8 protein-coding genes are annotated in these 12,187 nt (G+C 56.5%); all 8 read left to right on the plus strand.

Annotated elements, in window-relative coordinates; genetic code table 11:
* Positions 1-438 precede the first annotated feature (438 nt).
* Complete coding sequence (locus ACQRCJ_RS10945) at positions 439-2,208, plus strand: type I secretion system permease/ATPase (protein WP_427799801.1); 1,770 nt, start codon at positions 439-441, stop codon at positions 2,206-2,208.
* Positions 2,201-3,631 (plus strand): HlyD family type I secretion periplasmic adaptor subunit, encoded by a 1,431-nt coding sequence (locus ACQRCJ_RS10950; protein ID WP_303930925.1) that lies wholly within the window; start codon positions 2,201-2,203, stop codon positions 3,629-3,631. The genes ACQRCJ_RS10945 and ACQRCJ_RS10950 overlap by 8 nt, the downstream gene beginning before the upstream one ends.
* 148 nt (positions 3,632-3,779) lie before the next feature.
* Complete coding sequence (locus ACQRCJ_RS10955; RefSeq protein ID WP_427799802.1) at positions 3,780-4,676, plus strand: hypothetical protein; 897 nt, start codon at positions 3,780-3,782, stop codon at positions 4,674-4,676.
* Positions 4,677-4,703: 27 nt separating this feature from the next.
* Positions 4,704-6,011, plus strand: a complete 1,308-nt coding sequence (locus tag ACQRCJ_RS10960; protein ID WP_427799803.1) for a TolC family protein — start codon at positions 4,704-4,706, stop codon at positions 6,009-6,011.
* Positions 6,012-6,073: 62 nt separating this feature from the next.
* Positions 6,074-9,100, plus strand: coding sequence for a rhamnan synthesis F family protein (locus ACQRCJ_RS10965; protein WP_427799804.1), 3,027 nt, complete (start codon positions 6,074-6,076; stop codon positions 9,098-9,100).
* A 91-nt stretch (positions 9,101-9,191) separates the two neighbouring features.
* Entirely contained in the window at positions 9,192-9,941 is a 750-nt protein-coding gene (locus tag ACQRCJ_RS10970; protein WP_427799805.1) for an ABC transporter permease, read from the plus strand.
* A complete protein-coding gene (locus ACQRCJ_RS10975; RefSeq protein ID WP_427799806.1) occupies positions 9,850-11,328 on the plus strand; it encodes an ABC transporter ATP-binding protein in 1,479 nt (492 codons plus the stop codon). Before ACQRCJ_RS10970 ends, ACQRCJ_RS10975 begins: the two co-directional genes overlap by 92 nt.
* Positions 11,329-11,333: 5 nt before the next feature.
* Positions 11,334-12,187, plus strand: an 854-nt coding sequence (locus tag ACQRCJ_RS10980) for an acyltransferase family protein (protein WP_427799807.1), incomplete at its 3' end; no start/stop codon positions are given.

The following is a 12,187-nucleotide window of genomic DNA, read 5'->3' on the forward strand; positions in this document are numbered from 1 at the left end:
CTAATCGAATTGCCACTATTATTTAAAAATGCATAAAAAAGATTGACAATCGTTCGCAATGCAGGATAATTGAGTCAACACATTATGGTTGTCTCAATGGGGTGTACCCTGCTGAGACACAGCCTGTTCTGGCAGACAGGCCCGACGGTTTGCACGCTCCGGGATACTCCGGCAACCTGCTCAAGGAGGCGGTAAAAAGACTTAACACTTTAACTTTTTTTAATTTTTTTGTTGCCATGATTTTGTTGCGGCCGCAAGTATTTTTTCTTGTGGTCTTTTTGGTGTTGGTTTGCCTTCTGGACAAGAAAGGGCTTCGTGCGTATAGTGCCCCCTGCAAACCGTCGCCCGGGGACATTTCTGCCAGATATCCATGGTCCCCACGCTGCCAACAGGCGTCCTTCCCCAAGGGGGCGGCACTAACGCCGGATATGCCCCCACATGCAAGAATTTTTGCGCTCGTGCAGGTATTTTTTCGGATATGCCTTTTTTTTCAGCATGTTCGTCAACATCCTGCAACTGACTTTCTCCATCTACATGCTGCAGGTCTATGACAAGGTCCTGACCAGCTACAATCTTTCCACACTCGCCGTCATCACCCTTGCCGCCGTCATCTGCCTTGTCGTGCTGGCCCTGCTGGAGTGGATACGCTCCCGTCTTCTGGTGCGTGCGGGCATCGCCTTCGACAACATGCTCAGCGCCACCGTGCTCGGCATGAACCTCAAGCACGCGGCCGCAGCCCCGGGCGGCTCAGCCGGTCAGGGCAACCTGCGCGACGTGCAGCAGCTGCGCAACTTTCTGGGCGGCAATGCTGTTTTTGCCTTTTTTGACCTGCCGTGGATGCCCATCTACTTTGCCCTGATCTTCGTGCTGCATCCGGCCCTGGGCTGGGTGGCCGTCGGGGGCGGGATCATCGTCTTCATCCTCGGCGTCCTTACGGAGCGCCTGACCCGTACCCGGCTGGAGAATGCCACCCGCCTCAACGCCACGGCTGCCGGATTCACCGGTGCGGCCCTGCGCAACGCCAGCATCGTGCGCGCCATGGGCATGGTTGGTCATGTGACCGCGCGCTGGCGCAGGCTCAATGACGCGGTCATCGGCCTGCAGACCCGCGCCAGCCACAAGGCGGGTCTGTTGCGGGCCGTGAGCAAATCCCTGCGGACCGGCCTGCAGGTAGCCATCTATGCCGTGGGCGCCTACCTGACCGTCATGCACGAGTCCACGGCCGGTGTCATGATCGCGGCCTCCATCGTCATGGGCCGGGCACTGGCTCCCATCGACCAGGCCATGGCCACCTACAAGCAATCGCTTGACGCCCGCAGTTCCTACAACCATCTGAAAGAGCTGCTGGATACTCCTCCGGCCCCCCCTTCCATGGATCTGCCCGCCCCTGCCGGCGAGCTGACGGCCGAAAATCTTTTCCTGACCATCAACGGCCGTCCCCTCGTCCGGGGCGTCTCGTTCCGCCTGCCTGCCGGGCAGAGCCTGGCCATCATCGGCCCCAGTGCTGCCGGCAAATCCACCCTGTGCAAGCTGCTGCTCAGCATCTGGGCACCTACGGCCGGCAAGGTGCGCATCGACCGTGCCGACATCCACAGCTGGGATTCAGAAAAACTGGGCCCCTACATCGGCTATCTGCCGCAGGATGTGGAACTTTTTGCAGGATCTGTGGCCGAGAACATCGCCCGCATGGGTGACGTGGACAGCCAGAAGGTCATCGCTGCCGCGCAGATGGCCGGCGTCCACAGTATGGTGCTGGGCCTGCCCAAAGGCTACGACACCCAGATAGGCGAACACGGCGCGGCCCTTTCCGGCGGCCAGCGCCAGCGCATCGGGCTGGCCCGCGCCCTGTACGGCGATCCCCGCCTTGTGGTGCTGGACGAGCCCAATTCCAACCTGGACGAAGAGGGCGAGCAGCAGCTGGCCCGCGCCGTGCTGAACCTCAAGCAGCGTAAGGCCACCGTGGTGCTGGTCACCCACAAGCCCAGCATCCTCAATATCGTGGACAACATCATCGTCATGCAGGAAGGACAGATAGCCCTTTCCGGCCCCCGCCAGGCCGTGCTGGAAAAGCTTGCCGCCATGCGCCACCAGCAGGAACAGGCCGCTCAGGCCCGCATGCAGCAGGAAAAGATAGCCCGCCAGCAACAGGCATTGCAGAAACAGCAGGAAGCCCTGCAAAAAACGCAGGAGGCCGGCGGCAATGCCTGATACGTCCCCCAAAGAGAATACGCCCCTGGAGACCACAGGGCGCACCATCGCCCGCATCGCCCCGGTAAAAGTCCCGGCCGGCACGGCCGGCACCGGCCACAGTGAAGATCAGGCCCCCGGCAGCAGGAAAAACAGCGCCATAGAAGATCCCCGCAGCATCATACGCCAGGGGATGGCAGTGATCCTGCTCTTCTTTGGCGTACTTGGCGCCTGGGCCTTCTGGGGCGAGATAAGCGGTGCCGTGGTCGCCCCCGGCAAGATCAAGGTGGAAAGCGAGCGCAAGACCGTCCAGCATCTGGAAGGCGGCATCGTGGACGCCATCCTGGTGCGGGAAGGACAGGAGGTGGCAGAGGGCCAGGTGCTGGTGGAGCTGGAATCAGTGCAGGTGGATGCCTCGGAAAACATGCTGCAAAAACAGCTGGTAGCCCAGTGGGCTGCGCATTCCCGTGCCCTGGCCGAAAAGTCTTTCAAAGATGATCTTGTCTGGCCCGATGGCCTGGTGGAACTCGCCCATGTGGTGAACAGCACTGACGTGCTGGACAATGAGCAGAAGATCTTTCTGGCCCGTCGGGAAGCCCTGCGCGGCCAGCTTTCCCTGCTGGAGACCCAGATAGCCCAGCTGCAGGCCCAGGTAAGCGGTTTTGAGGACCAGGTCAGGGCCGAGACCACCATCATCGGTACCCTCAATGAAGAGCTGCGGGCCAAACGCCAGCTTTACAAGGAACGCTATCTGGAAAAATCCCAGATCCTGGAGCTGGAACGCAATTTGGCCAGCCACATGGGCGAGCGGGGACGACTGCGCCAGGCCATCGCCGAAACCAAACAGCGGGATGCCGAATTGCGCCTGCGCATGGAAGACCTGCGCAACCGCTTTGTGGAAGAGGCCACCAGTGAAGCCGGGAAACTGGAGAACGACATCATCCAGACCCGTGAACGTATCCGTCCCCTGCGCGACGCCAAAAAGCGCCTGCAGGTCAAGGCGCCCGTCAGCGGCAAGGTGGTCGACCTCAAGGTCCATTCCCGTGGCGGTGTGGTCCGCCCGGGCGAGCCCCTGATGGACATCGTGCCCCACGATACCCCGCTTATCGTGGAGACCCAGGTGCCCATCAACAAGATCACTGAAGTCTATATCGGTCAGGACGCCCTGGTGCAGCTGGATGCCTTCGATACCCGCATCATCCCCCATATCCCGGCCAAAGTGACCTATATCTCGGCCGACCGTCTGGAGGATAAAACTTCCGCCGGGACCATGCCCTACTACCTTTGTTATGTGGTCATCGATCCGCAGGCCCTGAAGGAGGCCCAGCTCTATCTTTCTCCCGGCATGCCGGCCACGGTGTTCATCACCACCAAAAAGCGTACCGTGCTCTACTACATGTTCGAGCCCCTGCTCAAAAGCTGGGACCGTGCCCTGCGGGAGTGAGGCTGCCATGTGTTTTTCTCTATGGCACCCGCGCCGGATACGGCTACGCCCCTGCCCGGACGATACACGGGGAGCACCTCTGCCCGCAGGCTCAGGGACAGGCTTTTTTTTCATCGCCTGTCTGCTCCTGCTGCTGACGGGGCAGGCCGTGGCGGCTTCCTTTCCCCGCCTGCAGGCCGGACAGGTCTACAGTGCTGTCTGCAAGAACGACGACCTTTCCTATACAGCCCGTCTGCGGCTGCTGGATCGCCATTTCTTCGAACTGTCGGAGACCATCATGATGCGGGGCGAACCGGAATTACGGCGAAAGAGTAACGGGCGCTGGCTGCCGATACGGCAGGGAGGCATGCTGTTGCTGCATAACCATTATGGCCTGTCGCGCCTGCTGAACCTGGGACGGGCCCGGACCCTGTATGCAGACATGCCTCTGAAAGGCGGGCGCCCCAGCCTGGGGGTACGCTTTTACCTCGATGCCCCTGACAGCGCTCCTGTACAGGTCATGGGCGTGCTGGAAAGCCGTGAAGGGGTGCCCATCCTGCATGAAGGAGGATCCGGGCTGGATTTTGCTTTGGAGGATTCCCCCGCGCTGCAAGAACTGCTTCAGAGGCCGCTCCCGGTATTCATTGAAGCGGACTGCCAGATGCATCGTGACACGCTCAGGATCATCAGCGTACGTGCCAGCTCCACCCGTTTGCCCGGCAGCGATGCTGCTCCCGACTTTCATGCTGCCGTCGGCAAAAAACACTGGCGTCTGGGGCTTGAGGATGGAAGTACGCTGTCCTGCAGCTTTGCTCCCTCGTCTCCTGCCACAGGTATCATGGACGCTTCCGCCCGGGGGATTTTCCTGCAGGTGCCCTATGCGGCACAGGCACGGGAACTGGGCTTTGCCCTGCGGCCAGAGGACAGGGAGATGCTCATGGCCCTGGGTATGGAGGCCCTGGCCAGCGTATTGGACAAGACCCGTCACTGGAGCGTCCATGACCGGGTCCTTGCACTCGAAGACGAGCACGACATTCTCTGCATCCTTGAAGTAAACGAACGTTGACCGCTCTGTACCGATACAGGAGATCGAATGAAACGCTGTTTTATTCTGCTGGCCGTCTTTGTTTGCCTCTATTCCGGCAATGTCCGGGCAGCCAGCTTCACCATGGAGCAGGCAGTCAGCCGCGCACTGGACGTCAATCCCACCATCCAGTCCAAGCTGCTGATACTGGAACAGGCACGCATGAACGTCGGCGTGGCCCAGAGCTATTTCTGGCCGCGTGTATCGATCGTAGCTTCTTACAACGAGCTTCAGAACCGCTCGGAAGTCCAGACCTACAGCAGTGATGACCTGAGCAGCAAAAGCTGGTCCCAGGGCTGGCGGCTGACACTTTCTCTCTTTGCCGGCTTCGCCCACCTGAACAACGTGCAGAAATCCCTGCTGCAAGTGGATGTGGAAAAAGCCCGGCACCGGCAGGCACGTCTGGAGCTTATCACCAATGTGCAATTGCAGTTCCTGGCCCTGCTGCAAGCCCGTGAAGATCTTGCGACTGCTGAAGAGTCGGTCAAACGCATCCGGAAACAGCTGGAGGCTTCCGAGGCCTTCGTAAGGGTGGACATGGCTCCGTACGCCAACGTGCTGCAGAACCGGGTGGAGCTTTCTCGTGCCCAGCAGGAAGTCATCCGCTGCAAAAACGATATCCGTAATGCCGAAGTACAGCTCAACCGCTATCTGGGATTTTCACCCCATGAGCGCATCACCTATGCCGGCAGGCTGCAGGATTTTCATGGTGTCGTCTCCTACACGGAAGACCAGGCCATAAAAACGGCACTCTATAGCCGCCCGGACCTGATCGTCGCTCAGAAAAGCGTGGCTGTAGCTTACAAGGACACCCATATCGCCATGGGGGAATTCGCCCCCAGAGTGGATGCCAGCTACGAGGATACCCGCTTCAGCAAAGATTATAACGACAGGCGGTATAATGACTATACCCGCAGCTACTGGGCCATCGGCCTCAACTTTTCCTGGGATATCTTCAGTGGCGGCAGCGCCGTGTTCAACACTCTGGCCGAGCGGAACAGGGCCAGGGCCCTGCAAAAAGACTATGAGGACGCCATGGCCGGCGCCAGGACGGACGTCATCAAGGCCATGCTCGACATGGACGCTGCCCGGGAGCTCATCACCACGACACGCTACGGTGTTGATTCCGCCCGGGAAAATTATGCCATGTCTCAAAAGCGCTATATGACCAATATCGGTACCATCACGGATCTTGTGGATGCCCAGGTACGTCTGACAGAGGCCGAACGGGATGCCAGCCGGGCACTGGCGGACTATCACAGCGCCCGGGCCCGTTTCTACTTCAACATCGGCCAGGAAAACCCCGGACTGAAATAAGATCCGCGCCTGTCTGTCCTGCCACGACAGGCAGACAGAATAAGTCCATACAGAGCTACACCATGTTGCATCGCATCATCGCAGCCTTTTTCCTCCTGCCCGCATCCTTCGTCGTTTTTGGACGGGAATGGTTCTCCTCTCTGCGTTTAGGCCCCTGGTATTTTTTCGGTAAGGTCATCAAGGCCGGTCCCCAGCTTGTCAGAAAACGCAGCAGGCTGTTCAATCTGCTCGTCTTCTATCCCATGCGGGCCGGCATCGAGATCGTGCACCGCAAGGACCTCAAGTTTGTAGTGCGCGCCGCCCTGCGGGTCTGTCTGCGGCCAGTAGAGCGCCAGCTCGGCATCTCCTCCGTAGCTGTCCCCGCCGTCGATCCGTCCTGTGCCTTGCCGCCAGCCCCTCCCCTGCCGCCCCTGAGCCTGGAATCTCTCGTCCGTATGGTGCAGGCGCCCTCAGTACATGTCCTGAGCCTCGACATATTCGATACCCTGCTGACCCGTCCGGTCGTCGATGACCCGCGCGACATCTTTCACCTCGTCGCCGCCAAAGTCGATGACGCGTTCGATCTGGATTTTGTAGCCCTGCGCTGGCATGCGGAAAAAGAGCTGGGGGATCCTTATGCCACGCTGGACGATATCTATGCCCATATCCAGCGCAGGCACGGGCTTTCTCCTGAGCTGGCTGCACGTCTGAAAAAAGAAGAAATGCTGTGCGAGCGAACCTTGCTGCAGCCACGCCCTGACATGCTGGAACTGTGCCGCGCAGCCCAGGCCGCCGGTAAACGCATCGTTGCTGTCAGTGACATGTACCTGCCTTCCTCGTTCCTGCTCGAAGTCCTGCATGAAAAAGGCTTCGCTGCTGTGGAGGCTGTCTATGTCTCGGCAGAACACAAGGCCCGCAAAAGCGACTCCGGCGCCCTTTTCGACATCATGCTGCGCAAGGAACAGGTAGACGCAGCAAATGTTCTGCATATGGGGGACCACACCCGCAGCGATGTGGCTGTCCCGCTGAGCAAAGGCATGGCTGCCGTACATATCCCTTCTGTCCGGCAGATGCTGCGCGCACGCGGCGGAGATATGGCTGCCGTACTGATTGAGACCGCCCGGCAAGATCCCCTGTGGGGCCTGCTGCTGGGGCAGGCCATCGACCGCATCTTTGCCAGGCCGGAGCATTCACCCGAAACGCTGGATCGCTGCCCGGACACTGCGGCCATCGCCCGCCTTGCGCTAGGACCGCTGGTGACCGCCCTGTGCCTCAAGGCACGGGACATCGCCATGCATGAAGGCTATCCGTGTGTCCATTACGCTTCTCGCGATGGCTGGCTGCCTTCCCGCGTCCATGCCGTGCTGCAGGAGAAACTGGGGGGACCGGAAGGAGTCTATTTCCATGCCGGCCGCCGGGCATATTTCCCCTTCATGGCAGATTCCTTTATCGAATATGCCCGCACCCGCAAGCTGGCCGCTGATCCGGACAGCTATACTCTGGAGGACTTGCTGCGCGGACACTTTTCTTCGGAAGCCGACCAGCTGCTGGCCCTGCTGACAAAAGAAGAGCTGAATATCCCGTTTTGCAAGCAGCAGCAAAGATGTCTTGACATCCTGGAGCGCATCAGCGGACCGCTCACGAACCTTATGGAAGCCCGCAGGGAGCGGGCGCGGCGATACTATGCCTCCGTCTTCCCGTCTGGTGCAAACCGCTTCCTCGTTTTTGACATGGGTTATTCCGGATCCATATCCACAGCGCTATCGACCATCGCGGGCACTCCCTTCGACAAGCTCTACTGCTGGCAGACTGCAGCAAACAAAGCTGCAGACGTACAAAATAGTACGAAGACGTTCCTCCTTATGCAGAAAGAAAATTATACACCATATCATCTCATCCTCGAAGAGATGTTCTCCCCTTGCAGCGGCGGAGTGGTCGACTTTGACGAGCAGGGACATCCCTGCCATGAAATCTTTATGCCGGCCCCTTCCATGCGTAAGGCCCTCGACGCTGCGCATACAAGCTGTCTGGAGTATGCCCAGGCCGCACTCGACAGATTCGGCCAGTACAGCCCGCTTCTGGCAAGTGCCCGTGCGGATGGCGCACTGGAGATATTCCGCCAGTGGTTCCAGAAAAAGCCTTTGAGCAATCGCGCTGCACTTCGCGATATCATTTTTCCTGACCCGGTCTATTGTGATCGGCTTCTGTCGTTGGAAGACAAACTGGACAGCCACCTGGCTCACGCCACGGTCTTTACCGCCACGGGATTCGACGACACAGCCAATGCTCTGCCCTTGGCCTCACTTTCCTGCCCTGTATGTCAGGATCTGCCGCGGATAGGCCTGCATATCCATATCTACAACGGAGCTCTGGCGCAGGCGTTTTCCCGCTATCTGCAGCAATTCCCGGTTCCGTTCGATGTATTCGTGACGCATGTGAAGACTGCGGATCGCAGTCATCTTCAGGCATTGTTCAATCGGGATGTCCTGCCTCTGGCTAATGCTGTCACCATAGTGCAGACCCCCAACAGGGGACGTGACGTCGCTCCCTGGCTGTCAGGCGTCGGGCAGGAACTCCAAAAGTATAACCTGTGCTGTCATGTCCATGCCAAAGAATCCGTATATGCACCTAGTTTCGGGATAGCATGGCGCACCTATCTGCTGGATAACCTCTTGCAGCCTGAGGCTGTGTGGGCGACATTGGCAGCTTTCGCTAAAGATCAATACCTAGGCTGCGTATTCCCGGCATTTTATCAACCTTTGAAAGAAAGCATGACAAGCGCAGGTACGCCCCCTTACAGTACCAACATAGAATACTCCATGATTCTTGAGTTGATGTCCCGCATGGACCTGCCTGGGGAATACGCGCGCAACGAGCAATTTTTCTCCGGCGGGACCATGTTCTGGTACCGTCCGCAGGCATTGCAGCCCCTGCTGGAATGTGATTTGCGCTTCGAAGACTTTCCGGAAGAACCCATAGGCGTAGGCGGAACCCTAGCCCATGCCCTTGAGCGCGTCCCGCCGCTGGTCTGTACACGACGCGGTTACCGGGTCCGCTCACTGACCTGCTTTCCAAGTACCCATTATCTTCCGGAACGTTTTCAGGACTAAGGTCATGAAGCAGCTCTTGCACATCCCGCCTTTATGGCATCCATTCCTCCTCAGCAGGATCCTTGCGGGCAATGCGTCCCTGATCCTGCATATGACCCGCCGTCAGCTGGCACTGCGTTATAAAGGATCCATCCTCGGCTGGTTCTGGAGCCTGGCACAGCCGCTCATGATGCTGCTCGTCTACACCTTTGTATTCGGGATCATCTTCAAGGCCCGCTGGGGCAGTATGCCCGAAAGTGGCACCGGCAGTTTCGCCGCGGCCATGTTCTGCGGCATGGCGACATTCAACCTTTTTTCCGAAACCGTGAATGGCGCGGCCCCTTCCGTGCTGCTTAATGCCAACCTGGTAAAAAAAGTCGTTTTCCCCCTGGAGATACTGCCCATCATCCATCTGTCCTCTGCCATCATCCTGGGGACGGGCTGGTTCCTGCTGCTTTTTGCCGGTGCTGCCGCACTGGGCATATCATTCCACCTGTCCGCGCTGCTCCTGCCCCTGCTCCTGCTGCCTGTTCTGCTGCTGGCCCTGGGCGTGGCCCTGTTCGTGGCAGCTTCCACAGTCTACGTGCGTGACATGCCCCATCTGACGGCAGTCCTCATCCAGATACTCTTTTTCATGACGCCCATCTTCTATCCTGTGGAGATGGTGCCGGTCTCCCTGCGCTGGATCCTGGCCCTCAATCCGCTGGCCTCCATGGTCGACGAGGTCCGCAACGCAGTCCTGTTCGGTATCTGCCCGGACTGGGGGACCTTTGCCTGGAACATGGGACTGGCTTTCATCATTTGCCGGCTGGGGCTGTGTTGGTTCCTCAAAACAAAAAAAGGATTTGCCGATGTCCTTTGATCCGCAGACGCCGCAGCCATATCCGCCGACAAATGCCCCTTCGCAGGAGGCAGCCATCATCTTGCAGGATGTGAGCAAGGTTTTCGAGATCTACGACCGTCCTGTCCATCGTCTGCTGCAGATGCTGTGCCGGGGCAGACGCACCTTTTACCACAGCTTTGAAGCCCTGCATCATATCGACCTTACCATCCGTAAAGGAGAATGTGTCGGTATCGTGGGACGCAATGGTGCCGGCAAGAGCACTCTTTTGCAGATCATCGCCGGGACTCTGGCCCCCACGACAGGCAGTGTCAGGACGTGCGGACGGGTCGCCGCTCTGCTGGAGCTGGGCAGTGGCTTCAATCCTGAATTCACCGGGCGCGAGAACGTGTTCCTGAACGCAGCCATCCTGGGACTGAGCGATGCGGAGATCCAAGCCCGCTATGACGACATCGTGGCCTTTGCAGATATCGGCGATTTCATCGACCAGCCTGTACGCAACTACTCCAGCGGCATGGTCATGCGCCTGGCGTTTGCCGTCATTGCCCATGTAGACGCGGATATCCTTATCGTAGACGAGGCCCTTTCCGTTGGAGATGCGTACTTCACACAAAAATGCATGCGCTTCCTGCGCCAGTTCATAGCCACAAAGACGCTGTTCTTCGTCAGCCATGACGTGACCGCCATCAACAGCCTCTGCACCCACGCCATCTTTCTGGAACGGGGCCGCATCAAAAGTGCCGGTGATCCCAAGCAGATCACAGAGCTCTATCTCGAAGATATCTTTCAGGCTGCCCAGGGAGAAAAACCTGCCGGAACAGCTCCGTCTGCCTTCAAACGCGGGCTGGTGCTTCGCCCGGAAGAAGAAGATTTTCGCGATGCCAGGCAGGATTTCCTCAATAAGTCGACGCTGCGTAACGATATCCAGGTATTCCGCTTCGATCCTGATGCGCCTGCCTTTGGCCAGGGAGGCGCCTGCATCGAGCGGGTCGTACTCATGGATCAGCAAAAAAGACCTCTATGCTGGTGCACTGGGGGCGAAGTCGTCACTTTGCGTATCGATTGCCGGGCCCGACGGCCCCTGAACAGACCTATCGTCGGTTTTTATCTCAAGGACAGGCTGGGGCAGACACTATTCGGCGACAATACCTATCTGTCCTATATGGATCAGCCGCTGCATGTGGCCACAGATGAGCCTTTTTATGCCGCATTCTGCTTTCGCATGCCGGTCCTGGCCGCAGGAGACTATTCATTTGCCATAGCTGTCGCCGAGGGCACGCAGGAAGAGCATATACAGCATGAATGGCGCCATGATGCTTTGATCCTGACCTCTGTTGCATCCAGCGCCAGTGCGGGCATCATGGGTCTCCCCATGCGATCTATCAAGCTGACAACTGGCATGAATTAACAAGTATGGGAAAAGAACGATTAATCGGTCTTGACATCCTTCGCGGATTTGCAGTCACAACTGTATTTATTGCGCATATATTACTATTTATACCAAAAGATTTTTTTATCCAAATTCACTCTATTACATGGCGCGTTACGTATCTTGCAAATTATTCTGTAGATTGTTTTTTTGCCTTAAGCGGTTTTCTTATTGGAGGATCGCTATTAGACTATGAAAAATACGACTTTAAATCACTTTATAACTATTCAATTGATAGAATAACAAAAATATTCCCATGCTATCATATTATTTTTATAATGACAGCCTCTGCTTATATAATATTTGGATATACATATCCGCTAAGTTATTTACTATTTATTCAAGCGTATACTAATGATCTTTATTTTATCGGCGTAGCCTGGACGCTATCGATCGAAATATTCTCTTATATTTTAATGCCATTTTTTTTATACATTTTTAAATTTAAAATAAAACTATTAAACAATTCATATATAAATATAATGTTATTCATTTTTATATTTATTTTAATTGAATCTGTCTTTAGGTATCTAAGTGCACTAAATACTCCTAATATAGTCCTAGATGATGCTATAAGAAAAATGCCTCATCTTCGAATGGATGCCTTATTTTATGGCCTTTGCATATCGTGTGCAAGGAAAGCTTTTCCCGTAATTTATAATAAAATGGCATCACCAACAGTATTTATTGTTATTATTTTAGCTATATCTATTTTTTTAGAATGGCAATATTCTGACTCTTTCATTCAAAATACAGAATTAGAAAAAAATAAAGATATCCAATCCCTTATCGGATTTTCATTATCAGGGGTTTTGTCTGCTGCAATACTCCCCTTCTT

Source organism: Desulfovibrio sp. SGI.102, assembly GCF_050314315.1.
Classification (GTDB): domain Bacteria; phylum Desulfobacterota; class Desulfovibrionia; order Desulfovibrionales; family Desulfovibrionaceae; genus Desulfovibrio.